At 65.2% G+C, this 24945-nt stretch carries 22 protein-coding genes and 1 pseudogene; 7 read left to right on the plus strand and 16 right to left on the minus strand.

The genetic code is table 11. The annotated features are described in order from the left end of the window. Positions 1–165 (plus strand): annotated as a pseudogene (locus tag ICJ04_RS18325) (integrase); the annotation flags it as partial. A 201-nt stretch (positions 166–366) separates the two neighbouring features. Here the strand turns inward: ICJ04_RS18325 and ICJ04_RS09495 are convergent. Beyond that, positions 367–714, minus strand: coding sequence for a hypothetical protein (locus ICJ04_RS09495; RefSeq protein WP_188324041.1), 348 nt, complete (start codon positions 712–714; stop codon positions 367–369). 406 nt (positions 715–1120) lie between these two features. Beyond that, a complete protein-coding gene (locus ICJ04_RS09500; protein WP_223202840.1) occupies positions 1121–1669 on the minus strand; it encodes a hypothetical protein in 549 nt (182 codons plus the stop codon). 256 nt (positions 1670–1925) lie between these two features. Between ICJ04_RS09500 and ICJ04_RS09505 the strand changes: the two genes are divergently transcribed. Continuing rightward, the gene (locus tag ICJ04_RS09505; protein ID WP_188324042.1) at positions 1926–3446 is read left to right on the plus strand and encodes a serine hydrolase domain-containing protein; all 1521 of its coding nucleotides are present in this window, start codon (positions 1926–1928) and stop codon (positions 3444–3446) included. A 27-nt stretch (positions 3447–3473) separates the two neighbouring features. On the opposite strand, the gene ICJ04_RS09510 is transcribed toward ICJ04_RS09505, so the two are convergent. The 7 genes from ICJ04_RS09510 to ICJ04_RS09540 form a co-directional block, all read right to left on the minus strand. Then, positions 3474–3740: a hypothetical protein gene (locus ICJ04_RS09510; RefSeq protein ID WP_188324043.1), complete on the minus strand. Its 267-nt coding sequence runs from the start codon at positions 3738–3740 to the stop codon at positions 3474–3476. Positions 3741–4157: 417 nt separating this feature from the next. Then, a complete protein-coding gene (locus tag ICJ04_RS09515) occupies positions 4158–4859 on the minus strand; it encodes a glycosyltransferase (RefSeq protein WP_188324044.1) in 702 nt (233 codons plus the stop codon). Beyond that, entirely contained in the window at positions 4856–5443 is a 588-nt protein-coding gene (locus ICJ04_RS09520; RefSeq protein ID WP_188324045.1) for a class I SAM-dependent methyltransferase, read from the minus strand. The genes ICJ04_RS09515 and ICJ04_RS09520 overlap by 4 nt, the downstream gene beginning before the upstream one ends. Further along, positions 5440–6213: a PIG-L family deacetylase gene (locus tag ICJ04_RS09525; protein WP_188324046.1), complete on the minus strand. Its 774-nt coding sequence runs from the start codon at positions 6211–6213 to the stop codon at positions 5440–5442. The genes ICJ04_RS09520 and ICJ04_RS09525 overlap by 4 nt, the downstream gene beginning before the upstream one ends. Beyond that, entirely contained in the window at positions 6201–7163 is a 963-nt protein-coding gene (locus ICJ04_RS09530; RefSeq protein WP_188324047.1) for an acyl-CoA dehydrogenase, read from the minus strand. The genes ICJ04_RS09525 and ICJ04_RS09530 overlap by 13 nt, the downstream gene beginning before the upstream one ends. Beyond that, the gene (locus ICJ04_RS09535) at positions 7163–8326 is read right to left on the minus strand and encodes a zinc-dependent alcohol dehydrogenase (protein WP_188324048.1); all 1164 of its coding nucleotides are present in this window, start codon (positions 8324–8326) and stop codon (positions 7163–7165) included. Before ICJ04_RS09535 ends, ICJ04_RS09530 begins: the two co-directional genes overlap by 1 nt. 183 nt (positions 8327–8509) lie before the next feature. Beyond that, positions 8510–8995: a hypothetical protein gene (locus ICJ04_RS09540; RefSeq protein WP_188324049.1), complete on the minus strand. Its 486-nt coding sequence runs from the start codon at positions 8993–8995 to the stop codon at positions 8510–8512. Positions 8996–9353: 358 nt separating this feature from the next. On the opposite strand from ICJ04_RS09540, the gene ICJ04_RS09545 reads away from it, so the two are divergent. Genes ICJ04_RS09545 through ICJ04_RS09555 form a run of 3 tightly spaced genes read left to right on the plus strand, consistent with a single transcriptional unit; the run spans position 9354 to position 13503 of the window. Further along, the gene (locus ICJ04_RS09545; protein ID WP_223202841.1) at positions 9354–10985 is read left to right on the plus strand and encodes a phosphoethanolamine--lipid A transferase; all 1632 of its coding nucleotides are present in this window, start codon (positions 9354–9356) and stop codon (positions 10983–10985) included. A 12-nt stretch (positions 10986–10997) separates the two neighbouring features. After that, a complete protein-coding gene (locus tag ICJ04_RS09550; RefSeq protein ID WP_223202842.1) occupies positions 10998–12746 on the plus strand; it encodes a glycosyltransferase family 39 protein in 1749 nt (582 codons plus the stop codon). Next, the gene (locus ICJ04_RS09555; RefSeq protein ID WP_188324051.1) at positions 12739–13503 is read left to right on the plus strand and encodes a phosphatase PAP2 family protein; all 765 of its coding nucleotides are present in this window, start codon (positions 12739–12741) and stop codon (positions 13501–13503) included. The genes ICJ04_RS09550 and ICJ04_RS09555 overlap by 8 nt, the downstream gene beginning before the upstream one ends. Here the strand turns inward: ICJ04_RS09555 and ICJ04_RS09560 are convergent. The 7 genes from ICJ04_RS09560 to ICJ04_RS09590 all read right to left on the minus strand — a co-directional run bounded on the left by ICJ04_RS09560 (position 13445) and on the right by ICJ04_RS09590 (position 21876). Then, positions 13445–14074 carry a pentapeptide repeat-containing protein gene (locus tag ICJ04_RS09560; protein ID WP_223202843.1) on the minus strand — a complete coding sequence of 210 codons (630 nt, stop codon included), beginning with the start codon at positions 14072–14074 and terminating at the stop codon, positions 13445–13447. The two genes, ICJ04_RS09555 and ICJ04_RS09560, sit on opposite strands and share 59 nt — an antisense overlap. A 119-nt stretch (positions 14075–14193) precedes the next feature. Beyond that, positions 14194–16239: a TonB-dependent receptor gene (locus ICJ04_RS09565; protein ID WP_188324052.1), complete on the minus strand. Its 2046-nt coding sequence runs from the start codon at positions 16237–16239 to the stop codon at positions 14194–14196. Positions 16240–16300: 61 nt separating this feature from the next. Then, positions 16301–17557, minus strand: a complete 1257-nt coding sequence (locus tag ICJ04_RS09570) for a DUF3526 domain-containing protein (protein ID WP_188324053.1) — start codon at positions 17555–17557, stop codon at positions 16301–16303. Beyond that, complete coding sequence (locus tag ICJ04_RS09575) at positions 17554–18996, minus strand: DUF3526 domain-containing protein (RefSeq protein WP_188324054.1); 1443 nt, start codon at positions 18994–18996, stop codon at positions 17554–17556. The genes ICJ04_RS09570 and ICJ04_RS09575 overlap by 4 nt, the downstream gene beginning before the upstream one ends. Beyond that, entirely contained in the window at positions 18993–19715 is a 723-nt protein-coding gene (locus tag ICJ04_RS09580) for an ABC transporter ATP-binding protein (RefSeq protein ID WP_188324055.1), read from the minus strand. Before ICJ04_RS09580 ends, ICJ04_RS09575 begins: the two co-directional genes overlap by 4 nt. Positions 19716–19817: 102 nt before the next feature. Then, positions 19818–20369, minus strand: a complete 552-nt coding sequence (locus ICJ04_RS09585; RefSeq protein WP_188324056.1) for a TetR/AcrR family transcriptional regulator — start codon at positions 20367–20369, stop codon at positions 19818–19820. A 4-nt stretch (positions 20370–20373) separates the two neighbouring features. Further along, complete coding sequence (locus tag ICJ04_RS09590; RefSeq protein WP_188324057.1) at positions 20374–21876, minus strand: MFS transporter; 1503 nt, start codon at positions 21874–21876, stop codon at positions 20374–20376. Positions 21877–22031: 155 nt separating this feature from the next. Here ICJ04_RS09590 and ICJ04_RS09595 point away from each other — a divergent pair, with 155 nt between their 5' ends. Next, entirely contained in the window at positions 22032–22745 is a 714-nt protein-coding gene (locus tag ICJ04_RS09595; protein WP_188324058.1) for a DUF3348 family protein, read from the plus strand. Beyond that, the gene (locus ICJ04_RS09600; RefSeq protein WP_188324059.1) at positions 22735–24945 is read left to right on the plus strand and encodes a hypothetical protein; all 2211 of its coding nucleotides are present in this window, start codon (positions 22735–22737) and stop codon (positions 24943–24945) included. Before ICJ04_RS09595 ends, ICJ04_RS09600 begins: the two co-directional genes overlap by 11 nt.

Raw genomic sequence — 24945 nt, forward strand, 5'->3', positions numbered from 1 at the left:
CAGACTGCGATCACCCTGCCCGAGCTGGAAGCCCTGCTGGCCACCTGCGACGACAGCCTGGAAGGAATACGGGATCACGCCCTACTCTGCTTCGGGTTTGCCAGCGCTGGGCGCCGGCGCAGTGAGATCGCCGCCGCCGACCTGCGCGACCTGCGCCGGATCGGCTTGACGGAAGTGCGCTTTCTCCTTTCGAGATGGGAGAAGAGCCCTTCCTCTCCGCCGCTATGAGCTAAATCAACTGGCTGGGAACAGGGCATCTTGTCCGCGTCAATCAGCGGAGATTCGAAATAACGTCAAAGGTGGAAAGGTGGCGCGCTCACGCTCTTCCCCATCTTGCCTCTCAGCCGAATCGCGTGCTCGCTCAGTTCATGCGCCGCGTTTGAGCAAGTCGTGCAGATCAACGTCCGGAGGATTGAGTAAAGATCGCTTGCTCCCTGTGTAATACAACTCGAACACCCCTTTCTCGTCGTCGATTACCCTCACTCCATCCAACACCGCGAGCAAACCAAAGACAGCAGCATGTGCCGAATCGTGCGCAACCTGGCGGACCAGATCCGCATCGTCGGTCGAAAGCGAGTTGAACCAACGCGACCGGTGTGCAGCACCCTCGTCCACACGTCGGCCAGGCGGGGCTCGAAGGGTCGACATCGTGTCCTCCACTGCAGTGTCGAGGACATACAACTCCAGTGCTGATACAAATTCACTGCTTTTCATTGCGCCATCTCCCAGGCTTCGCGAATGCGTTGGGGTACATTTCCTTGTGCAAATCTATGAGCTCTTGGAAGGCGCTGTTTGGCGCATACGTATGATGCCTCAGGTTCCAGGCGTCGCGGGCCCCGCGCATGACTGCCCTTACAAGGGTGCGGAAGTTGCTGGGTTGAGCCTTCAGCAGCAGCTAGAAAAGGCTAGATCACCGTGGGAGATCGCGGCACTTCATATGTGCGAGGCCTTCCGCTTACGCGGGGCACGCCTGCCACGCAGGCGATTGCCCTCACAGGGTGTGTAGAAATTCACGGCCCCACCTGTGGTTGGCGGCCGAGGCTGCACCGCGTAGGCGTTACGCCGACCTGATCCGGGCTGCCTCAAGCCGGCTCGACGATTGACCAACCGTCGTCGCCAATTAACGCAATCGCTCCGATGAGCCGGACCATTTCAAAGGCGCGAGAAGGCCCTTCACGTATGCTTCGAGGCCAACAACATCTTCAGTATCGCCGATCAGATCACGCCTCATGATTTTCTCAGCGCACTCTGCGCCGCCCAATATCCCAACCACACGACCCATGAGCACGAGATTTCCCGCAAATAGCGTCACATCCTGATCCAACCTTACAACCCAACGACCGTCAGCCGCGAATACATAGTGATCATGCATGAAGTTTCCATTGCGCAACCAGTAGTCCCGCAATCCAGCCATCCCATCTCCAACTTCCACAGGCGCGCCTCTCTCTGAGTAAGTTGAGTATCGAATCGCGCAGAGGGCTGTCGCCGAAGCATCCTCTAATGCCGCACGTAGCCAGGCATCCCAGACCTCACTCGGAGCAAAGTCCTCATACAGGTTCCGATCAAACGCCATGCCCGCCCAGTCATCGCGAACAAATGGCATGTCCGGTGGTGTCACGTTGGAAATGGAACTAGCAATAAATTCTGGCCAAACACACGATCTATTCATGGCTTTTTTGGATACCGCACGGTAACGGGCATTTTACAACCAATAACATACACCTCGATCGTATCGGTAACCTTTGGCACCAATCCGACGACATTGCCTAGCCCGATTGTTCGGGCGGCCAGTCGCGAGGGTTGAGACGCCCCGCGTCCATCATTAGCATGAAAGATCTAGAAATATTTTCCAGACATTTCTGACCTTTAAGATTGATGAGGTGCCCCCACGGTAGGTACAGGGGATCAATTAAACGGAGTTCATTGTGAGCGCAAGATGGGAAACGATCTTCGAGAACCGGACACAATCGCCGAGCAGTGCCGAAACCGACAAGATTGAACACTCAATCACCGCAATCAAGATGGCGCTCAAGGGGCGCACTGGAAGGCGCGTGAAGGCCATGCCACGGCAGGTTTCGTTTCACCGCCTGCTTGTCGCAGCGGCGCTCTTTTTAGCAGCCTCAGCCGCACTGGCCAAACCACCTGCCGAGGTGGCGTTCGAAGAGTGGCTGGCAGCGTTCAACAGCAACGACCGCGCAAAGATACGCGCGTTCAACAAGCGTCGGTTTGATGACGCGGAACACAACCTAGAATACCTGCTCGACAGCCGCGAAGAAACGGGTGGGCTTGACGTCTTCGAGATTGAGCGCAATGAACCAAAGCTTCTGGTGGCAATGACGCGGGAACGTAATTTCCCAGCCTACAGACGAGTCACGGTGAGCTTCGATCAGGCCAGTGGGACGAAGCTTGTAGAGGTCCGGCAGGACCCGCAGCGGATGACCCAGGATGAGGCGTTGAACGCCTTTGACGCGTTCGCAGCACATCTGGCGGAAATGGATAGGTTTTCTGGGGTGCTGGTCATCGAACAGAATGGGAAACGGCTGTACGGAAAGGCCTTCGGGCTCGCTGATCGCGAGAACAACGTCCCAGTGCATCTGGACACCCCGTTCCTTTTCGCATCCCAAGGCAAGATGTTCACGGCAGTGGCGGTGCTGCAGTTGAGCCACGCTGGCAAGCTTGGCTTAGACGATCCCGTTGGAAAGTACCTGACAGACTATCCCAACAAGGAGATGGCCAAGGTAACCATCCGCCAACTTCTGTCGCACCAAGGCGGAACGGGCGACATCGGCGTGCTCCAGCCGGAGGAGAGCAGTGATCGCGCTTGGGTAAGAACCATCGACGATCTGATCAAGCTCAACGGCAACAGGGCACCGTCTTTTAAGCCTGGATCGGAGTTTGAGTACTCGAACTATGGCTTCGTTCTGCTCGGTGCAGTCGTGGAGAAGATTACCGGGCAAAGCTACTACGCGTACCTGGACGAGCATGTCTTCGCCCCGGCAGGGATGACCGCAACCAGATACCCCGACGTCGAGAACATGTATGGCATCGCTCGCGGCTACACCCAACAGCCCACTGGGGACCTAGTGCCCAGCGCAGATCAGCTGCCTTGGCGGGGAACGCCAGCAGGTGGCGGCGTCACCACGGCCGGCGATGAAGTGCGGTTTGTTGATGCGCTCAGGGCGGGGAGGCTGATTCCGCTTACCCTCTTAAGCGAGGCTATCAAGCAGCAGACAGACTGGTACGGCTATGGATTCATCTCATCCGGACCGGACGAGTTCCCCCACTGGGGTCACGGCGGGGGAGCGGCCGGCAACAGTGCGGCCCTATCGGTTTACCCGACCAACGACATGGCCATGGCATGCCTGAGCAACCGGGATCCTCCCGTGTGCGACCGATTACTGATCAATCTGCATTGGCACTTGGCTCCGCCAGCGGCAGCGAAGTAAACAAAGCGACTAATACTCAGGGGCCGCTTACATTTCCCACAACGCCACTGGCAGCAAGCGGTTCGCACCCAGGACCGCCAACCAGGCCAGCGCTGCCGCCACGGCCAGCGCGTCGGGGATATGCCATCGCGACCGCGGGTGGCTCACCAGGCTTCGTGCCAGTTGCCATGGCAGCAAAGGTGCGAGCAGCTTGAAGATATGAATAGATGCAGTGCTGTGGATCGCTTCCCGGATGGCGCTGTAGTCTTGTTCATCATTGAAGGGTATGACCGACCGAAGTACGAGGATCAGCATTCTTACCCGGTCGAGATCCGCCTTTCTGACGCAGACGGGGCCGAATTGACAGCCATTCTGTTCGCGGACCCCAACGACCGTCTTTACGAGCTTGAAATCATAAGGTGGGATCTTGGGGTACTGGTTGGGCCGAATATGGAATCAGTGGAGTTTTATTGACCTCCAGCGTTTGCGTGATCAGCAAGCAACAAAGACGGCTCACCCGAGTCCGTCGGCAAGCCCGCAAAGGTTTGCCAGCATGATGTTGCCCCTGCCCTACTCTCTGCGTCTCCGACGCCGTCATCTGACCCACGAACAACCACGTAGATAAGGCTTCCAAGGAATCCGCCTTGTGTTGTTTGTGGATCTGGCGCGCCAGCGTAGCAATCAACACCACCGTGGCCGCCCAGCCCAACAGATCCGCCGTCGCTTCCATGTTCAGCCCTGCAGCGCTCGCGTCGGCAGCAGCCGCGTACCGACATCAAGGACTTCCCGCTCCAACGCCCGCAGGAATTCGCTGAAACCGTGCGGTGCGCGCGCCGAGCGGCGGGCACTGGTGAGCACGGCAGGCTTCGCATGCCATGCAATGGATGCGCGGGTATTGCTCAGCGCACTCACCAACGCGACATCCTCGCCGGTGGAAAGTGTCTGGAAACCGCCAGCGGCCAGGTAAGCAGGCGTGTTCACGCCCATGTTGGCCCCATGGATATGGCGATGACCATCCCTGACAAGTTCGCGTTGCGCGAAGGCGTCTCGAACCGCATCCGGATAGTCCATCCAGTCGGCGACGTTCACCACGCCGCAGAAGGCATCTGCACCACAGCCTACCTGCCTGCTCAGCCAGTCGCGGGGCACGATCGTATCGGCGTCCGTGCTGGCGATCCAACGCGCCCCCTGGGCAATTGCATAATCCGCGGCGGCCGCACGTGCAGCGCCAACGCAGCGCGCATTTACTGCAATGGCCATCACGCCCTGCCCCTCACACACCGCCGCCGTTGCGTCGGTGCAGCTGTCCAGCGCCACGACGGTCAGCACGGCCTCGCCCCGCAATCTCGGATGCTGGGCGGCGCGGCTGACAGAGGCCAGACAGTGCTGGATGGCGGCCGCCTCATTGTGGGCCGGAATGATGACGCCGATCATCGCAGCCCCTCCCATTGCGCCACGCTGGTCGCCTGCGTGCTCCATCCCTGAAGTAGCAGATCATCGTCGCGATAAGTGAACGCCTCAACCAGGCCCTGGCCGAGTGCTTCGTGCACCTGGTCAGTGTTGCTGCGGGCCTCATCAAACCCATGCCGCCAGTGGCAGCCCAGCAGGAGGCCGCCATCGGCGAGGGTCTCACGCAGGCCAACAGCGAGCTGCTCAAGATCAGGCTCCGCCAGGTAGTACCCGACTTCGCTGATCACGATCAGATCGAACCGGCCGGCAGGCCAGTCCTGCGGGTGCACGGCGCGTTCAAGCGTCACGTGGGGATACATGCGCGTGGAAGCGGCCGCCTCGGTCAAGGCGTCTGCGCTGATATCGGTACCCAACAGCGTGTCACAACGCGGCGCCAGCTCCGCCGTGAGCACGCCATTCGAGCAGCCCAGCTCCCACGCTTTCTGATACCGCTGCCGTGGGAGCGCGGCGATGGTGAGCGCACGCTTGCGCGCTTCATACCAGCGGCTACGGTACTGAAACGGGTCAGGCTGCTGATACAAGGTATCGAAGTAGGCGGCGGTACTCATCCGATCAGCACCTCGTAGGGCCGCTTGAAACGCGCGGTAACGTGATCGGGCAGGATGGGCGCGCAGTCGAGTCCGTCCACCGCGCCCATCTGGGTGGCGAACGCCCGCATTGCCTGCTGCTTGCGCGACATCGAGGCGTCACACAGGGCGACGCGCGAGGCCACGCGCCACGGCCCCATGGTGGTGTGCGGATCCATCCAGTGCCATGCCCATACCGGATACTGCAGCGCACGCACACCGCGAGCCGTTGCTGCCTCCAGCGTCGCACGTCCGGTTGCCTCGTGGTCCGGATGGGCATCATGCACCCACGGACCCAGCACCAGGTCACCCGGCAGCAGTTGTGCCACCAGCAACGTGACCAGTTCGGCCTCGCGCAGGCTGACGCCACCATCAGGAAGGCCCAGCAAGGTCACATGGGTGGCATCGAGCCCAAGCTCGCGCATGGCGGTGGCCAGTTCGTGCCGCCGCGCATCGCGCAGGCGCGCAGCAGGCCACAACGGTTGATCGGGATAGCAGGCCTCGCCGTCGGTTACCGAGATCACATGCACGTCCGTACCGAGGCGTGCGGCCGCCTGCATGAGGCCACCACAGCCCAGCACTTCATCATCCGGATGGGGCGACACGATAACCAGCCGGCGCACGTCCTGCAGTACCGAATGGGCCTCGCGTGTTGGCAGCGCGCCCAGCCACGAAGACGATTCCCACTCGGCTTCCGGCGTGCCCTGCCCTTCAATCCGGGGTCGAGGGGAAACAGGTTTTACAGACTCCATGTGCCCTCCTGCGCCTGTACATCGCGCCCCAGCGCGGCCCAGTCGCGGTCTGCGTGGCTTTGACGGATGAAAACGGTCAGGTCGCTCCAGCGACGGGCATGCTCCGCATCCAGACACATCGGCGCAGGTCCAAGCGCGCGCCCCACCACATCAAGCACGCGCGTGCAGGTGCGCTCCACGACGCTGCGCGCGCGGACCACTTCGGTCTGCCACGACCGCGAAGGATCGGCATCAATGCGCGCTGCGAGGTCACGCAGTAACGCGGCAGCGCTGTGCAGCGCCATGTCGACCTCGCCCAGCAGGGCCGCGGTCTGTGCGTCGGTCGCAACGCGCGGGGAACGCTGCAGGGGCGCAGCCAACGCGGCGGCGGCACCGTACCAGCAGGCGGCAATGCCAGCGCCACCGTGCCAGAAACCGGGACGTGCCAGATAGGCGCCTGGCGCTCCCACGGGCACCGCAGCAACTCCATCAAAACGGGTCGTGCCGCTGGGGATTCCGCCCATGCCGGTGGCGTGCCACGTCTGCGGCAGCAGCAGGATGCCGGCTGCGTCGGTGCGGACCTGCACGAGCCGCGGGCCCTCAGCACTCTGTGCGGTGACCAGTGCAACATCCACCAATCCTGCACCGGAGCACCACGGCTTGTTTCCTGTCACGGTGCCAAGGGCTGGATCAAAACAGAGCGTTGCCTGCGGGCCCTCGGCTGCCCACACTGCAGCCAAGGCACCCTTTGGCAGGGCATCAGCATGCAGGTCGGCAAGAATCGCCTGTGCGTCGTAGTGGGCTTCGACAACCTTCACCACGCAGAGATCGCGGGCGGCGATGTCGGCCAGCGCACGCCAGCGATCCAACGTGTTTCCACGTCCTGGCAACGGCAAGGCAGGCAGGCGAGCCAAGACCTCACGTGCGCCGGCATCCAGCGCGGGCGATGCATGCTCTGAAAGCTGGTCCATCAGGGCGTCAGGATCACCTTGCGGCAGTCCTCCTCCTTGCGATCGAAGATCTCATAGCCGCGCACGGCGTCCTCCAGCGAGAGCCGGTGGCTGATGATCACGCCAGGATCAAGCGCACCTTCGCCGATGTAGTCCAGCAGTTCGGGCATCAATCCCTGTACATGCGTCTGACCCATCTTGAACGTCAGCCCCTTGTCGAAGGCATCGCCCAGCAGGAAGCCGTGCAGGTAACCCGCATAGACACCCGGAATGCTGACCGTGCCGCAGCGCCGGGTAGCCGCAATGCACTGACGGATCGCCACACCACTGCTGCCTTCCACCTTCAACGTGGTGAGCGCGGTCTCCAGCGCGCTGCCCTCCGCCTCGAAACCGACGGCCTCGATGGACGCATCCACACCACGTCCGTTGGTCTGGGTGATGATGTACTCGGCAGGATCTTCGATCTTGCTGAAGTCGACCGGCGTTACCCCGTAGGTGCTTTCGGCGAAGGCCAGGCGATACGCAAGGTGATCCACCATGAAGATGGTCTCCGCGCCCAGCAGGCGGCAGCAGGCAGCCGCCATCAGCCCCACCGGCCCGGCACCGAAGATCGCGACCGTCGAGCCGGGCTTGACGCCGGCGTTGATGGCGGCCTGATAGCCGGTTGGCAGGATGTCGGACAAGAACAGCACCTGCTCGTCCGCGAGCACGTCCGGTATGCGCAGCGGCCCCACATTGGCCTTGGGTACCCGCACATACTCTGCTTGGCCGCCGGACACGCCACCGTACAGATGGCTGTAGCCGAACAACGCCGCCGGCGGGCGGATGCCCTTCTGGTTGAGTGCCGCGCCCTTGCCGGTGTTGGTGGTCTCGCAGGCGGCATGCTCGGACAACATGCAATGGAAGCACTGCCCGCACGCAATCACGAAAGGCACCACCACGCGGTCACCCGGTCGCAGGTCGGTCACCTCGCTGCCCACCGCTTCGACAATGCCCATGAACTCATGACCCAGGACGTCGCCGGCGTGCAGGTCGGGAATCTTGCCGCGGTACAGATGCAGGTCCGAGCCGCAGATGGCGGTCGCCGTCACCCGGAGGATGAGGTCATCGGGTGCTGCGATGGTCGGATCGGGTACGGTCTCTACCCGTACATCCTTGCTGCCGTGGTAGGTCAATGCACGCATGGTCCGGCTCCTTGAAGATCGTTGCACCCAGTGATACCTGCCAGCCCATGGGTGAACGGTGACCAGGATGTGCGTGCGGCGTGCATGCGCGCGGTTCAGGCCTTGGCCCGTAGCGGGCCAGGGTCGCCGACGCGCCCCCGGTAACGCCCGCCGCTACGCGCGGCGGGCGTTTCAGTACGCGGATCAGGGCCAGCTGATCCCCACTTCCGGCGTTGTCTCAAGGATGCCGTCGATGCCACAGGGCAGGCCCACATTGGAGTCCAATTTCCCCGTCAGGCTGAGCCGCCCGCCGATCAACGTGCCGTCAAGCGTCCCGGAGCAGTAGACCCCAAACGGCCCGTTGACCCTGACATCGCGGATCTCGAGGGTCGTGGCTGATGTTGGCAGCACAGCCCAGCTTCCGCTGCCCCTTATGACCGCGCACCCCCGTGATGTGCCGGAGAACTCGGAGACATCTCCGTCGATCTTCCCGGCTCCTGCCGGATCGATGTCACCAAACAAGGTGACAGAACAGGTGCCGGAATACGGTCCTGCCGAGAGCTTGATGGCGCCCATTCCTTCAAAAACCGAATCAACCGGCGTCAGTCCGCTGGCGTGCGCGATACCGCTGGCCAGCAGCCCAACGGCAACCAGCGACATGCCGAGGTGATGCATTCCCATGACTTTCATATGCGTGCGTCCTGCCCGGTGCGCCGGGCCTGCGTGCAGACGGTGCGTCTGCGGCAGCGCCATCGCATGGATGACGCTGCCAAAGGCGTTTTCACACGCTTCGCCTCCGCTGCACTTTGATCCGCGTCGCATTGAGTCGACGGAGGGCGTAAGCCTCACCCTGCTTCGGGCAATTCCCGCAAGCGACCCGACCGGCTTAACGAAAAGATTGCCCGGCTCCGACCGAAATCCGACCTGTGCCCCCCCAAGATCGCCGCCATCCTTCATGCCGGCGCTCTACTTCGTGGCCCCTCCTTCCCCCTCGCCTGTCGTCGCAGGTCCTGCGGCGCTCCCCTACCGTGCCCTGGCCCGTGGTGCCGTGCTGGATCGCCTCAGAAGCTGGCATCCGGCGGTAAGCCAGGAGCGGCTGATCCTGCTGGCCAGCCTGTTCTTCGCGCTGGTCAGCAATGGGCCTTTCTGGCGCGCCTCCTACGCCCTGCATCCTGGCAATCTGCTGTTCGGTCTCGCACTGAGCGGCCTGCTGATCACCGCAAACGCGGTTGTGCTGTCGTTGCTGGTGTGGCGCTGGAGCGCAAAGCCGCTGCTTACCGTGCTGTTCTTCAGTACGGCGCTGGCCGTGCACTACATGTCGACCTATGGCGTGTACATGGACGCGGACATGGTCCGCAACGTGCTGCAGACCGATGCAAGGGAGTCACGTGAGCTCATCACGCCGGGGCTGATCCTGCCGCTCCTGGTCCATGCCGTGCTGCCGACACTGGCGGTATGGCGCGTGCGCATCGTGCCGCGCCGGATGATCCGCACCGCGTGGATACGCCCCCTCTTCATCGTCGGCCTGCTGGTCGTGGGTGCCGGCTCGGTCCTGCTGGCCTCTGCCGACGTAGCATCGATGCTGCGCAACCATCGCGAGATCAAGTATCTGGCGACGCCGCTGAACTACCTCATCGGCCTTGAGCAGAACCTGCGTTCGAACTCGCCGATCAAGAGAGCCCCCAAGACGCCCATCGCACAGGATGCCAAGGCGGGGCCACACGCGCCAGGCGCCAGGCCGCGCCTGTTGGTGCTGGTGGTCGGCGAGACCGTTCGCGCGCAGAACTGGGGCCTCAATGGCTACCGCCGGCAGACCACGCCGGAGCTCGCGCAGATCGGCGTGGTCAACTTCCCGGACATGCATTCCTGCGGCACCAGCACCGAAGTATCGGTGCCGTGCATGTTCTCCCGGCTGGGTCGGCGCCACTACGACGAGAAGGAGATCCGGTCGGAACAGTCGCTGCTCAACGTGCTGGATGGGGTGGGCATCAAGACGCTATGGCGCGACAACCAGTCCGGCTGCAAAGGCGTCTGCGAGGGCACGGCGTTCGAGTCAGTGGCCGATGCGAAGGATCCCGGCCTGTGCGCGGACGGTCGTTGCATGGATGAGGTGCTGCTGAAGGGACTTGCCGAGCAGGTGCGTCTCACCCCGGGCGATCGTGTCGTCGTGCTGCACCAGCTGGGCAACCATGGCCCAAGCTACTTCCAGCGCTATCCGGGCAACTTCCGCACCTTCACCCCGCCCTGCGAGAACCCCGAGCTGGGCAACTGCCCGCGCGAGCAGATCGTCAATGCCTACGACAATGCCGTGCTTTACACCGATCATTTCCTGGCGCGTGCGGTCCATGAACTGCAGGCGATGGATGACTACGACACCGCCCTGATCTATGTGTCCGACCATGGCGAGTCGCTGGGTGAAAAGGGCCTCTACCTGCACGGGGTGCCGTATGCCATCGCACCGGCTGAGCAGACGTCGGTGCCGATGGTGATGTGGTTCTCACGCCACTTCGCCCTCGACCGCGGCCTGGATACGCGCTGCCTGGCAGAGCGGGCGCGGCAGCGCACCGACCACGATGTGCTGTTCTCTTCGGTGCTGGGTCTGTTGCAGGTGACCACGTCAGCGTACGACCCCGCACAGGATGTGTTCGCATCGTGCGGCACGCCGGCGGCCAGGGCCTGACGCATGCCGTCCGTGCACTCCCCCGCCGGGCCAACGAACCGCATCGCCGCCGCCAGCGTGTCGACCCCGTTCCTGACGACGGTCATCGCGCGCTGCTGGCAGCCGCTCCTGATGCTGATGATCGCGCTGAGCCTGGCGGCCGGGCTTGGCCTGCGCGCCCCGTCGCCCCCCGACGAGCCCCGTTTCGTGCTGGCGGCCAAGGCGATGATCCGCACCGGCGAGTGGCTGATACCGCACCGGGGCACAGAGATCTACGCGGAGAAACCACCGGTCTTCATGTGGCTGCAGGCCACGGCGTACCGGCTGGTACACGACTGGGACATCGCCTTCCTGCTGCCGTCCCTGCTCTGCGCCTTACTTACCCTGTGGATGACATCGCGCATCGGCCGCATGCTGTGGAACCGACGCGTGGGGCACCATGCCGCCCTGGCCGTGTTCGCCACCCTGCAGTTCGGGCTGATGGCCAAGCGCGGTCAGATCGACATGGTGCTGGTAGCCATGACCACCGCCTCGCTGTGGGGGCTGCTTGCGCATCTGCTGCGCGGCCCACACCGCGCGGCGCTGTTCTGGGGTGCCGCAGCGACGGGTCTCGGCACGGTGACCAAAGGCGTCGGCTTCCTGCCCCTGCTGATCCTGCTGCCGTGGGTGATCCTGCGTCTCGGCCATCGGGTTCCCGCGCTGCCCGGCAGCGCGTGGCAGTGGCTGCTGGTCCCTGCGGGCTTCGCCACCGGGCTGGCGGTGTGGCTGGTGCCGCTGGGCATCGCAGTGCTGCAGCCCCACGCCGCCGAGGTCGATGCCTATGTGCGGGAGATCCTGTTCCGGCAGACGGCCACCCGCTATGTAGGTGCATGGCATCACCTCCAGCCGGCGTGGTACTACCTGCAGGTCATCGCCACCCTGTGGCTGCCCGGTTGCCTGCTGCTGCCCCGGCTGGTGCCGGCGTGGGCACGACGGGTCGCGCGCGGTGACACCCGGCAGATACTGCTGATCAGCTGGGTGGTACTCGTCCTGCTGTTCTTCAGCGCCAGCCCGGGCAAACGCGAGGTCTACCTTTTTCCTGCACTGCCCCTGCTCTGCCTGGCCGCTGCGCCGTTGCTGCCAGGTTTGCTGCGCCAGCGCTTCGCGCGCATCGTGCTGCCCGGCTTCACCGCGCTGATCGGCGCGGCGTCGCTGGTGCTGGCAATGGCCATCCTGATGCAGGCCAGCTGGATTCAACCCGCGCTGACCGGACGCGATCTGAACCCCGAAGCCACCGCGGCGATCGGGTACTGGGCCGGTGCACTGGGTGCGGCAGTGCTGGCGCTGGCCGCCGCGTTGCGTGGACGCCGGCCGGGCCTGTTGGCAGTGCTCACGATGGCGTGTGTCTGGACGGTGTACGGGGTGGGTTTCATGCCCGCGCTGGACGATGCGGCATCTGCCCGACAGCTGATGCAACGCGTACTGCAGACCATTGGCCCAACGGCCGAGCTGGGGTTGGTGGACTTCCGGGAACAGAACTACCTGCAGGCTGATGGCCGGGCAACCGACTTCGGCTACCGCCAGCCCTGGGATATGCAATGGCGCCGCGCGCGCAGATGGGTGGACGACGCACCGTCCCGGCGCTGGATCCTGGTCACCGACAAGGCGCTGGGACCCTGCGTGGACACTCGCCAGGTCCGCGCCATCGGCCAGTCCAACCGCAACGCGTGGCAGCTGGTCCCCGCTACGGCGCTCATCCACGGATGCGAAAGCACGATCACCAGGAGTGATATCGATGAATGACAACGCAGGCGTCTGGCCAATCCCGGGTCGTGGGCGTTCGCTGCTCGGCGCGCTGGGCATCGGCAGGCATGTCGTGCTGCCGCTGTCTGGCCTGCTGCTCGGTTCACTGGTGCTGATGCACTGGCACGGCGACCAGGCGGCGGCGTCGGCGCTGTATGCGATGCAGGGCCATCAGTGGGCCTGGAAAGACCAGTGGCTGACCGAACAGCTCATCCATACGGCGGGCCGCGACCTGTCCATCACCGCAGGCCTGCTGGTGCTGCTGCTGGCCATCATCGCGGAGTGGTGGACGCCACTTGCCGGGTGGCGCCGGCCGCTGCTGCGGCTGTTCGCCTCGGTGGTGCTGTCCACGGTGGTTGTCTCGTTGCTGAAGAAATCCACGGGGATGGATTGTCCGTGGGACCTCATCGACTACGGTGGCACCCGTCCTTTCCATGGACTCTTCGCGTCACGCTCGGCCGCTGCGGTGTCCAGCGGCTGCTTCCCGGCAGGCCATGCCAGTGCAGGTTACGCTTGGATGGCGCTGTACTTTCTTGCGCTGGAGGTTCGCCCTCGCCTGCGCCACCTGGCACTGGGGCTGGGCGCGGGGCTGGGCCTGCTGTTCGGCCTCTCCCAACAGCTTCGCGGCGCGCATTTCATGTCGCATGATCTGTGGACTGCAGGCCTGTGCTGGTTCATTGCGCTGGGCCTGTATCTGCTCAGTCCACCACTTCGATATCCAACCCCTGCAGCAGCCGAACCGCTTCAAAGCGGCTGAACTTCGCGTGGCGCACGACATTGTTCAGCACATCGATGTCGTAGTTCGTGGCCTCGCTGAAGTCCGCTTCGCTGAGGTCGGTGCGGCCGAACAGTGCACTGCTGAAATCGCTGAAGGTGAGGTCCGCCGCACGCAGCCGGGCCTCACGGAAGTCCACCGCGTGCGCCTTGCAGCTCTGCAGAACCAGTGCGTCCAGGGCGAGCCCGAAGAAACTCGATTCGTTGAGCACGCAGTCACGGAAACCGACCTGCGCATCGCGCGTGAGCCGCGACCAGTCAACGGCCGTCCAGTTGATGCCGACCAGACGGCACCGCTCGAACACCGTACTGGTGAAGCGCGTCGAGGACAGCTGTGCGTGGTTGAGGGTGCAGCCCTGGAAGCTGCAGTCGATGAAGCGGCAGCGACGCAGCGTTGCGCTGGACAGATCGCAGTCGACGAACGTGCAGGATTCGAATTCGATGCCGTCGAGACGTGCATCGGCAAGCGCCAATGCCGTGAAGGTTTTCAGGTAGTACGCCGTTTCACCGTCCACCAGCGCGCTTGCTGCGCTGCCCTGCGTCTGCATGCTCATTCTCTCTTTCGTGCGGCGGCGCACAGCATACGTCAGCACGGCGGAAGGCGCGGCGCATCCTGTCCGCGCGCTTCCGACCCCCTTCAGCCGCGCTGTGCACAGCGCAGCCTGCGCCGCGCTCAGAGCTTCATGTTCAGGCCGACGAACACCGATCGCCCCGCAGCCGGCGAGAACATCGGCTGGGCCTGCTCCCAGAAGAAGCTGTCGTACCACGCGTAGGCATACGCGCGACCGGTGGCGTTCTTCACCTGCAGATCGACGCTCCATCGCGGATTGATATCATAGCGCGCACTGAGATCCAGCACGGCGAACCCACCGAACTTCCCGGCGACGTTGCGCTCTTCGAGGTAGTAGTCGCCCTGCGCCCTCCCCTGCATGCCCAGCTGCAAGGCCTCGGTCGCCTGGTAATCGATGCCGATGGTGCTGATGTGACGCGGAACCGCTGCCACCTCGCGCCCCTGCAATGACAGCGCGGGGCCACGGCCATCCCGCTTGATCTTTGCTTCCTGGTACGCGTGCGAGGCCCACACGGTCCACGCATCCGCGAGTTGCGCACTGATCTGCGCATCCACGCCCCGCCGCTGCGTCTTGCCGAGCGTGATGGTGGTGCCCGTGGCCGGCATGTTGGACGTTTCGTTTTCCGCATCCTGCTGCCACACCGCCACGCGGGCCTGCGAGCGGGCGAAGGGGCTGAACTTCAGACCCAGCTCCATCCCCGTGTTGGTGGACGGCTCCACCGCGGCCTGTCCCGGCGTCAGGTAGGCCGGCGCGGTCGGTCCGGTCAACACCTGGAAGGTACGGCCCCAGTTGGCGTAGAGGTTGGTGTCGGCGCCGAGGGCGTAGACAACGCTCAGTTTGGGCTGGTTGATGGTGCCGTAACGCTGCAGCTCACCGGTGATGCCGCCCGGCAGGCGCGTGTTTCCGTCGAAGCGGTCCACGCGGAAGGCCGGTACGATCTTCAGAGCCTCGGTGGGCTGGTAGATGGCCTGTACATAGGCGCCCCAGTTGTCCAGCGTATGCCGGTCGTCGCTCTGCACGCGTGCCGGCGGGGCGTCGAAATCGGTGGGCTCGCTGTAATTGAAACGCTGGCGCAGGTAGGCGTTGTCCTGGTGCTCGTAGTTGATGCCACCTTCCACGGTCAGGTTGCTGCGCGCCTGCCACGTCAACGTGCTGAGCATGCCCACCTGTGTCTCGTCCCATACACGTCGCTGGCGTGGCGCGTTGCCGGTGGGCAGGTCGCTGAAGGTCACCTTGCGGTCGTCTTCATACCGGTTGTAATACAGCTTCGTGCTGGCCAGCAGATCGTCCGCGAGTTTCAGGTCCACGTGCACACCGAGCGTCCGCATGTCACGGTCATCGCCGTCGTTGGCATTGCGTCGCTGCGAGGATCTGCGGTCTGCCTTGAGCTCTTCGGCCGTCATGAAGCCGGGTTCGTCCGCCTCGTGGTGGTAGGCCCTGGCCGTCAGCCCGATGCGCATGCCCTCATCCAGGCTTCCGTAGAACCACTTGCCGCCCAGCGAATACTTCTGCGAGGTATCGTGGTCGCGGTAGCCGTCCGAGGCCTGCGTGCCGATGAAATAGTTCTGCGCGAAGCCATTCGACTCACGCCCCACGGCCAGCTGGGCATCGCGGGTGTTGTAGCTGCCATAGGACAGCCGACCGTCCGTGTAGTTGCCGCCCTGGCGCGTGCCGAAATTGACGTTGCCGCCGATGTTGTGCAGGCCATAGCGCGGATCGTTGGTCCCCCTGACGACTTCGATGTAGCTGATCTCAAGGGGAAACAGCATGTCGATGAAGCGCTGGTTGCCGCTGTTGACGTTGCTCGGCACGCCGTCGATGAGCGTTTTGATGGCGTTGAGATAGCCCTCGCCGTTGAACGCACGGAAGCTGACCTTGCCTGATTCGGCACCCTGGCGCGTCTCGGTGAGCTGTATCCCGGGCATCTGGCCCAGCAGCTCCCAGCTGTGCTGGACGTTCTTGTCTTCGATCTGGTCAGCGCCCAGCACGTCAACCGAGGTCAGCACCTGGTGCGCCGTCAGCTGCGCTTCGCCGTGTTGGTGGACATCGACCTTGCCCAGGGTCAGGGCGGAGCCAGCAGATTGCGCGTGCGCGTCCGGCGTGCACACCACCGCGGTGATCGCGGCGGCCAGGACGTGGATCTTCATCAGGGAACTCATCGGGCAACTCATCGGTGAAGGGAAAGGGGGTGAACAGGCAGGAGAACGATCAGCGATCCGCGTCGAAGCGCGGCGCCTTGTCGTAGTCCGGCTCGTGGAATGGGGTATCGGTGAACAGGAAACCGTAGAAATAGCGACGCAGCTGTGCGTGGTAATCGCGCACGCGATCCTGGTAGGCGAGGTGCGCCTGCATGTCCGTGCCGGCCATGCGGGTCAAGGCCACCTGCAGCCCCACCGGCGGCAACAGCCACCCTAAAGCGGACGCCGCGGCGGTCCGCTGCTCGATGCCCTGCCGGTAACCGGCAACCAGGTGTGCCACCGCATCGTCGCCGTTCTGGTGGAACGCCAGATACCACTTGTAATGAAAGTCGGCACCCAATGGCGGCGAGTCGCGCCATTCGGGATACGCCGCGTAGAAGCGACGCATGGTGTCCTCGCGCGGAATATCCCACGCGCCATTGACCGCCTCGCGCTGCGCGCGGGCGATGCCGGCACCCTGCTCCACCGGAATGGCCCGCTCGATGCCCACGTTCGCCAAGGCAGGCCCGACCAGCGCGACCACCACCCACAGCGAGGCCAAGGTTGCCGCATTGACCCCGGAGTTCCAGCCGCGCCACGCCACCAGCAGGCACAGTACCGCCCAGAACAGCAGGTAGCCCGCCGTCAGGCCCAGCACGGCCAGTATCTGGCTGGCCGCCACCTGCTGCTGCAGTGCCACGATCAGGAAAGGCAACCCTGCGCAGATCCACAGCGCCGCCATCCGCACCGTCGCACGGCGCGCGTTAAGCCGGCCCATCCGCAGTGGCAGGCTGCGCAGCATGCGTTCGCGACCGGTCTCGGTTTCGGCCGAGCGGATGTCGTGCATCAGGGCGATCACGAACAGCGGCAGCAGGAAGGTCAACAGGAAGGCGAAGTCGAAGCGACCGGCCAGTGCAAGCTCTGGATTGAACGTATCGCCATCGTGGATCTGCGCCTCCAGGCCGAGGGCCCGCACGCGCAGGATGTAGGGCGCCACATCGCGCATACCTACCGCGGCGAAGGCCAGTGGCGACGGCGGATTCCACGTGGGATGGAAGCTGTAGTACGCCGCACGCCCGGCATCGGTGGAATCGCCGTGCCCGGCGGACACCGCGGCCAGATCCTCCGCGTGGAGGGCACTGATGCGTGCGATCGCCTCGCGTTGGCTGTCCATGCGTTGCACGCCCGCCACCAGGCTGGCCAGCGCAAGCAGGCTGAGCAGCACCAGCGCGGCAGCGGCAACCCGCGAGCGCAGCATCATGCGCAGCTCATACCGCCAGAGGCTCATCGCATACCTCCCAGCCGCTGGATGGACCCACCCATCAGCAGCGCACCGGCCAGCGCCCAGCCAAGCAGGCTGAGCAGCGGCCACAGCAGGGATCGCAACACGCCGTCGGGCGGCTGCGGCGTGTAATGGAACGTGGGGATTTCCTGCCACTGTGCGCGATCAACGCGCTTGCGCTGGTCCGCTCCGGCGTCGCTGGCGGTGTCGTCCGCATAGGACACCGCATCCGCCTGCATCTGGTTGAGCTGCTGCACCAGTCCATAGCGATGCTGCTCGGCCTGGTCCATGAAGCGCAGATGGGCGCGCAGATCGGTGGCCGCTGCGGCCATCGACAGCTGTCGGATGGCGATGACCGGGCTCAACAGCGCGAAGCGGCTGACCAGGGCATTCTGCTCGTGCTGGATGTGGGCGCTGTGCTCGGCGTACCGATTGAACAGCGTCGAGGTCAGCCGCTCCCCTTCCATCGCCAGCAACCCTTTGTAGTTGACGGGCAGATCCTCTATCCGCTCCACCCCATATTGGTCCAGCACACGCTGGCGAAAGCCGGCGAAGTACGGATCTGCTGGATCATGGCTGTCGCCCATGGCGCGCAGGTCGCGCGCGATGCCGACCTCGGTCTGCAGCCGGTCGGGCAGCGCGAAGGCCGTATAGGCCACGTCCGGTGCGATGCGCGGCACCAGTAGTGCCACCACGGCCCAGCCACCGATCATGCCCAGCAAGGCATCGCGTCGACGCGGCAGCAGCGCCGATACGGCGGTGATCACGAGGCACCATGCCGCGAGATAGAGCGTGTATCCCGCCAGCACCCCCAGTGCCACGAGCGCCGACGCTGGCGCACCCACGGCCAGCCACCCCAGGCCCAGCGCGGCGGGCAACAGGAACGCCGCCGCGATGATCAGCAAGGCCAACAACTTGCCACCGACAATCGCGCGGCGGCTTGCCCCCTGCAGCATCAGCTGGCGCAGTGTCCCGCGCTCGCGCTCCTGCGCCAGCAGGCCGTGGCCGAGGAAGATGAGCACCAGCGGCGCCAGGATCTGCAGCACGAAGGCCGGGGTGAGCTGTCCGAAGCGGGTCAGGATCGAGCTCTGCATGACATCACCGAAGTTGGCCGTGTTCTGCCGATGGCCTTCGAGGAACATGCTGCTGCCGGTGAAGGGGTCGACGCCGGGATCAAAGGCGGCCAGCGCAGACGGCAGCCGGTAGACGAAGTGACCGTAGTGAACGACACGATGCGGATGCCGGTCCGGCTGCGCATCGAACGCGGCCTGCGCCTCCGCCTGCTGGCGAGTGCGGTGCTCGGCCGCTGCCGCCACATGGTGGAGCGACACGACCGTCGCGGTGACGGTCAACGCGACCATCAGCACAATGCCGGCCAGCGCCGTGCGCTGCCTGCTGACCAAGGCGCGCAGTTCGTTGCGCATCACCGAGAGCAGTGCGCTCATGCGGCGCGTTCCCGGCCCACGAAGTGCGCATGCAGCGTGCGCAGGTCAAAATCCCTGCGCTCGGCTTCATACACGATGCGGCCATGGTCCAGCACGCCGATGCGATCGGCGATCTCCACCGCCCCCAGCAGATCGTGGGTCACCATCAGCACCGCGGTCCCACGTGCCCGGACCGGTTGCAGCAGCGCGTGGAAATCCGCACTCGCGCCGGGATCCAGGCCGGACGTCGGCTCGTCCAGCAGCAACAGAGGCACCTCCCGCATCAGCGCCAGCGCGATGGCCACTTTCTGCCGCATGCCTTTCGAGAAGCCGGAAAGACGTTGCGACCACGCGGCTTCCTGCAGGCCCGCCGCACGCAGTGCGTCGGCGATTGCGCTTGCAGGCTGGCGGCGACCACTGAGCGAAAGCAGGTAGTCGACGTTCTCCACCGCCGTGAGGTGGTCGTACAACGCCACGTTCTCCGGCAAATAGGCCAGCTGTGCACGGGCGCGCTCCGGATCGGCCCATGGCGTCAGGCCTGCCACCCGCACATCCCCTGCGGTGGGCCGCACGAAACCGAGCAGCGCCGACAGCGTGCTGGATTTTCCGGCCCCGTTGCCCCCCAGCAATGCATAGATATGCCCGCGATCAACCGTCAGGTCGAGGCCGGACAGCACCGACTTGCCGGCAAAGGAAATGGAAAGGTCGCGGATCTCGACAACAGGCGTATCGGCAGGCACAGGCAGTCCCTTTGAAAGCAGGCCGCGCAGCCTATCACGATATGATATTACATAACATTACTGTCATGAGACGCAGGCCGCTGGGCTTCTCCTCGCGCCGGGTCAGCTCGCCGGTTCCGGTTTCAGCAGTTGCGCCAGCCTCGCTACGATGATCGCGCGCTCGGCTGCATCGAGGGTGCCGTTGTACATGGCCTCGTAGATCCACAGGCCATCGGCAGCGAGGCGTGCAATGAAGGGATCCCATGCCGAAGGCGCGACAGTGCCCGCTGCGGGCGGCGACGGTGCCCATCGCAGCATGGCCTCGTTCCACGGCGCGCTGCCGGTCTCCGGATCCATCGATTCCAGCATGAACAACAGCTCGGCCCGGGTAGCGCTCTGCGCCGACACCCGCATGTAGGCTTCGTAGCGCTCCACGGCGGTGGTCTGCGCGGTGGGCTTGCCCGCGAGCGCCTCCATGGAAGCTTCCCAGGCCTGCACCAGATGCGCATCGATGCCGCGCAGCAATGCCTCGCGCGAGGGGAAGTGATACAGCAGTCCACCGCGGGTAAGCCCCGCCTCGCTGGATACCGATTCGAAGGTCACCGCGCGCACGCCCTCGCGGTTGATCACGCGGACAGCGGCGTCGAGGATGCGGGTTTTGTTGCTGGCTCTCATCGGCTCAATGTACGGGATGGTTGCGCGCTTCGGCCACCGTCGGCGCGCGGCGCAGCAGCACGCCGGTGAGGATCGCGCCCGCCGCCAGCACCAGTGCGATCACGCCCAGCACCGTCTGGTAGCCGCGGTCGTAGGCCACGCGCACATCGTCCAGCCACGCCGGTGCGGTGTTGCCTGCCGCCTGCAGGGCGTGGCTGATGCCATCGCGCGCGGCAGCCGGCAACGACGCATCCATCGGCAGAAAGGCCGTATACAGTGCGGCACCCAGGCTGCCGAGTATCGCCACGGCAAGCAGGCCGCCGAACTCGTACGCCACTTCTTCCACCGAGGACGCCATGCCGGCGCGGTGAGACGGCGCGTTGCCGATGATGGCGGTGGAGGCAACCGAGATCGTGGCGCCCATTCCGATCCCGGTGAGCGCCATCCCGCCAATGACCCAGCCCAGTCCGTGCGGGAAGCCGAACACGATCACCGCCACGCCCACGGCACCACAGGCGAGGCCGCCGCTGATCAACGGTCGCAGGCCCACCCGATGCAGGATGCTGCCGCCCAGCAGGGCGCTGGGCAGGCTGCCCAATGCCGCGACCGATACCAACAGGCCCGCCTGCAGGGGACTGAATCCAGCGATGAGCTGGAAGCGCTGCGTGGTCACCAACTGCAGGCCGGCCAACGCGAACAAGGTAAACACGGCCGCCAGCGTGCCCGACAGGAAGGCGCGGTTACGGAAGATCGCAAAATCGAGCAGCGGATACGGCAAGGTCTGTTGACGGCGCACGAAGGCAGCACCTGCGATCACCGCCACCAGCAGCGCGATCGCGCCGGTGACCCAGGCGGGCGGCACCGCGATCCAGGACTTGATGGCCAGCACGAGCCCGGACAGCGCGACCAGCGCGAGCAACGACGAGGCGACGTCCCACGTGCGACTGGCATCGGGCACGCCCTTTGGCGCGAGCACCAGGGTGGCGATGATCGCCAGCACCACCACCGGCACGTTGATGAGAAACACCGAACCCCACCAGAAGTGCTGCAGCAGCAGACCGCCGATGATCGGCCCAAGGGCTGCGCCGATGATCGCGACCGAGCCCCAGATCGCGATGGCGATGTTGCGCTCGCGCTCTTCGTGGAAGGTGAGGCCGATCAACGCAAGCGTCGCCGGCATCATCGCCGCAGCCCCCACCGCCAACGCGGCGCGCGCACCGATCAGCTGGCCCGCGGTCTGCGAGAACGCCGCCCCCAGCGAGGCCACGCCGAAGGCGACCAGCCCGGCCAGGAACATGCGGCGATGTCCGATACGGTCACCCAGCGTGCCGGCACCGAGCAACAGGCCGGCCATCACCAGCGGGTAGGCGTTGATGATCCAGAGCTGCTGGCTGTCGCTGGCATCCAGTTCGCTGGCCAGCGTGGGCAGCGCCGTATAGAGCACGGAGTTGTCCAAGGTGACCAGCAACAGGCCGGCCGCCACGGTGAACAGCAGACTCCAACGGCGGGCAGGAGAAAGGAGGGTCATGAGGGCGACACGAAACGAGGAATGATCAAACTATACCGGACGTCCGGTATAGTTGGTGAACGCCACCCGCTGCTGCCGCCATCAGCGTCCTGCCGCACCAGTCAGGCGACAAGGAACGCAAGCGTGTAAAATCGCGTCTTTTGGCCCTTCCGAACATGGCGAAACCGTCACACCGGCCGCCCGTCGCAGGGCCTCCCCTGATCCGCACCCTGGCCCGCTTCGGCCACCCGCCGCTCTCCTCCGACAGCCCCGCCCTGCCCGCCGCGCTGGGCAACTGGGTCGATTGGAACCGCGCGGTCGCCCTGGCGCGCGCGCTGGACGGCGCACTGCCACCGGCTCCAGACGTCGCCGCGACACTGACGCGTGAAGCCGTCGAAGAGGAGTGTGCGCGTGCGCACAGCGCCCACCGCGACGCAATACACGCGCTGGTCGAAGCGCTCGACGATTCACTCGACGCGGCGGAACTGCAACGCCGGCACGCCACACTGCAGCGCGGGCAGCTCACGAGCACCGGCCGCCTGCGCGGCCGACTGCGCGATCTACTGGCGCAAGGGGACGCCCAGTGCGCGCGCCTGGCCGAGATCGATGCGGTGATGGAACAGGCACTGGCGCCGCGTGAGTTCCGCTTGCTGGACGCGCTCGGTGCGCGCCTGGCCGCCCATGCCAAGGCCACCCTGGCACCCGCCGATCCGGAAACCGGTGACGACACGGCACCCGGCACGGCCTCCCCTCCTTCCGCGCCCTGGCCGGCGGCACTACGCGACGATGTGCGCGAACTGCTGCTGGCCGAGCTCGACCTCCGCTTCCACCCGATCGAGGGGCTGCTTGCGGCCCTTCATCCGCACCGAGCAGGACCCCATGCTGCGTAACGCTTTGCACCTGATCATCTTCGTCCTCGGCCTGAGCGCCGCCCTGTGGATCGGCATCGGCTATATCGGCCACCACGCCGTGGGCGCGGCAGTCGCCTTCCTCATTGCAGGCTGCTACTGCGTGGGCGCGATGGAGCTGCTGCAGTTCCATCGCGCCACCCGAGCGCTTGCCACCGCCGTGGCCGACGCAGGCAGTGCACGCGATGACCTCGGCAGCTGGCTGCTGCGCTTGCCGGAGGGGCTTCGCACCGGCGCCCGACTGCGTATCGAAGGAAGCCGCGCTGCCCTGCCCGGCCCGGCGCTGACGCCCTACCTGGTCGGCCTGCTGGTGCTGCTGGGCATGCTCGGCACGCTGCTGGGCATGATGGCGACCCTGCGCGGCACCGGTGTGGCGCTGCAGAGCGCGACCGATCTTGCGGCCATCCGCGGCTCGCTGGCCTCGCCGGTCGAAGGACTTGCTGTGGCGTTCGGCACCTCGATCGCCGGCGTCGCGGCATCGGCCATGCTCGGCCTGCTGTCGGCACTGCTGCGCCGCGAACGCCACGCAGCCGTGCAGGCGCTGGACCTGCGAATCGGCAGCGACCTGCAGGCCCACGGACAGGCATGGCAGCGCAATGAAAGCCTGCGCCTGCTGCAGGGTCAATCCGACCTGCTGCCCACCCTCGTGCAGCAGATGCACGCACTGGTAGAGAGCGTGCAGCAGGCGAACCAGGCCAGTCACGCGCAGTTGGATGCGCGGCAGGACGCGTTCCTGATCCGCCACGAGCAGACACAGCAGCAGCTGACCCAGCAGATCCAGTCCGTCGTGGACGGCATGCAGCAGGCAGGCGCGGCCAGCCACGATCAGCTTGCCGCGCGCCAGGAGGCGTTCCTGACCCGCAACACCGAGGCGCAGGTGCAACTGGCCGATGCGCTGAGTACGTCGCTTGAGCGTGCCGTGACCCGCGGCAGTGAAGCCATCGGCAGCGCCCTGCAGCCCCTGCTGCAGGAAACGCTGGGCAGCCTGGAAGATACCGCTACGCGTACACAGGCAAGCGTGACCTCCGCCGTACAGCAGCAACTGGACGGCGTGCAGGCCGCCATCGACCGCGTATCCACCGAAGCGGATCGTCGCGTGGACAGCGCGCTGCAGGGCCAGCAGCAGTCCAGCCGGGCGCTGCTTGATGCGCTGCGCGGGTCGCATGACGAAGTGATCGAGCGGCAGCAGCAGCGCAACGAGGAGCTGCTGCAGCAGATCGATGCGCGCCAGCGCGAGCAGCAGCAACGGCTGGGCAGCGAATGGTCGGCGCTGGCGGAGCGCCAGCAACAGGCGCTCGCGGCATTGACAGAACACGCGAGTCAATCCGCACAGGCGTCCCTGCTTGCCCAGCAGCACCTGGTCCGCGACACGCTGACCGACCTGCAGCAGCGCCAGGAAGCACTGATCGAGCGCGCTGGCGAAGGCGACGCCGCCCGGCTGACACAGTGGTCGGAGGCCTTCGCCACGATCACCGAACAGACTGCCCTGCGGTGGGAACACAGCAGCGAGCAGGCGCGCCAGCAGCAACAGCAGATCATCGCCACCCTTGAAGCGGCCGCGCGCGGGATCAGCGAAGAAGCGCGCGCACAATCCAGCGCGACCATCACGGAGATTGCGCGCCTGCTGGAAACGGCAAGCGAGGCGCCGCGTGCCGCCGCCGACGTGGTTGCCGAGCTGCGCCAGCGCCTGTCCGACAGCCTGGTGCGCGACACCGCCCTGCTGGAAGAGCGCGCGCAGTTGCTGGGCACGCTGGGCACGTTGATGGAGTCGATCCAGTCTGCCTCGCTGGCCCAGCGCGGTGCCGTTGATGACCTGATCACCAACGCACAGGGGCTGATGCAGCGCACCGGCGAGCACTTTGCCGAACAGGTCGACGCACAAGCGCAGACCCTGCAGGCCGTGATCACCGGCGTCAACGATGCCGCCACCGGCACCCGCACGCTGGCCAGCGGGCTGGAAGGCGCGGTGACCACGTTTGCCGACAGCAGCACATCACTGTCCGCCCACCTGCAGCAGCTCGCCGGTGCGCTGGATGCCTCGCTGGCGCGCAGCGATGAGCAACTGGCTTACTACGTGGCGCAGGCACGTGAAGTCGTTGACCTCAGCCTGTTGTCGCAGAAGCAGATCACCGAGGAGCTTCGCCAGCTGGGCGATGCACGTGGCGCAGCAGGTTCGGCATGA

Source organism: Stenotrophomonas sp. 169 (assembly GCF_014621775.1).
In the GTDB taxonomy this organism is placed as follows: Bacteria; Pseudomonadota; Gammaproteobacteria; order Xanthomonadales; family Xanthomonadaceae; genus Stenotrophomonas.

Bases quoted from the DNA above. Each gene is read 5' to 3' on its own strand.
- ICJ04_RS09600 (WP_188324059.1), top strand. From the start codon at position 22,735: ATGCTGCGTAACGCTTTGCACCTGATCATCTTCGTCCTCGGCCTGAGC.
- ICJ04_RS09540 (WP_188324049.1), bottom strand. From the start codon at position 8,995: ATGAAAGTCATGGGAATGCATCACCTCGGCATGTCGCTGGTTGCCGTT.
- ICJ04_RS09590 (WP_188324057.1), bottom strand. From the start codon at position 21,876: ATGACCCTCCTTTCTCCTGCCCGCCGTTGGAGTCTGCTGTTCACCGTG.
- ICJ04_RS09520 (WP_188324045.1), bottom strand. From the start codon at position 5,443: ATGAGTACCGCCGCCTACTTCGATACCTTGTATCAGCAGCCTGACCCG.
- ICJ04_RS09525 (WP_188324046.1), bottom strand. From the start codon at position 6,213: ATGGAGTCTGTAAAACCTGTTTCCCCTCGACCCCGGATTGAAGGGCAG.
- ICJ04_RS09575 (WP_188324054.1), bottom strand. From the start codon at position 18,996: ATGAGCGCACTGCTCTCGGTGATGCGCAACGAACTGCGCGCCTTGGTC.
- ICJ04_RS09595 (WP_188324058.1), top strand. From the start codon at position 22,032: ATGGCGAAACCGTCACACCGGCCGCCCGTCGCAGGGCCTCCCCTGATC.
- ICJ04_RS09565 (WP_188324052.1), bottom strand. From the start codon at position 16,239: ATGAAGATCCACGTCCTGGCCGCCGCGATCACCGCGGTGGTGTGCACG.
- ICJ04_RS09495 (WP_188324041.1), bottom strand. From the start codon at position 714: ATGAAAAGCAGTGAATTTGTATCAGCACTGGAGTTGTATGTCCTCGAC.
- ICJ04_RS09570 (WP_188324053.1), bottom strand. From the start codon at position 17,557: ATGAGCCTCTGGCGGTATGAGCTGCGCATGATGCTGCGCTCGCGGGTT.
- ICJ04_RS09500 (WP_223202840.1), bottom strand. From the start codon at position 1,669: ATGAATAGATCGTGTGTTTGGCCAGAATTTATTGCTAGTTCCATTTCC.
- ICJ04_RS09555 (WP_188324051.1), top strand. From the start codon at position 12,739: ATGAATGACAACGCAGGCGTCTGGCCAATCCCGGGTCGTGGGCGTTCG.
- ICJ04_RS09530 (WP_188324047.1), bottom strand. From the start codon at position 7,163: ATGGACCAGCTTTCAGAGCATGCATCGCCCGCGCTGGATGCCGGCGCA.
- ICJ04_RS09515 (WP_188324044.1), bottom strand. From the start codon at position 4,859: ATGATCGGCGTCATCATTCCGGCCCACAATGAGGCGGCCGCCATCCAG.
- ICJ04_RS09585 (WP_188324056.1), bottom strand. From the start codon at position 20,369: ATGAGAGCCAGCAACAAAACCCGCATCCTCGACGCCGCTGTCCGCGTG.
- ICJ04_RS09560 (WP_223202843.1), bottom strand. From the start codon at position 14,074: ATGAGCATGCAGACGCAGGGCAGCGCAGCAAGCGCGCTGGTGGACGGT.
- ICJ04_RS09535 (WP_188324048.1), bottom strand. From the start codon at position 8,326: ATGCGTGCATTGACCTACCACGGCAGCAAGGATGTACGGGTAGAGACC.
- ICJ04_RS09510 (WP_188324043.1), bottom strand. From the start codon at position 3,740: ATGCTGATCCTCGTACTTCGGTCGGTCATACCCTTCAATGATGAACAA.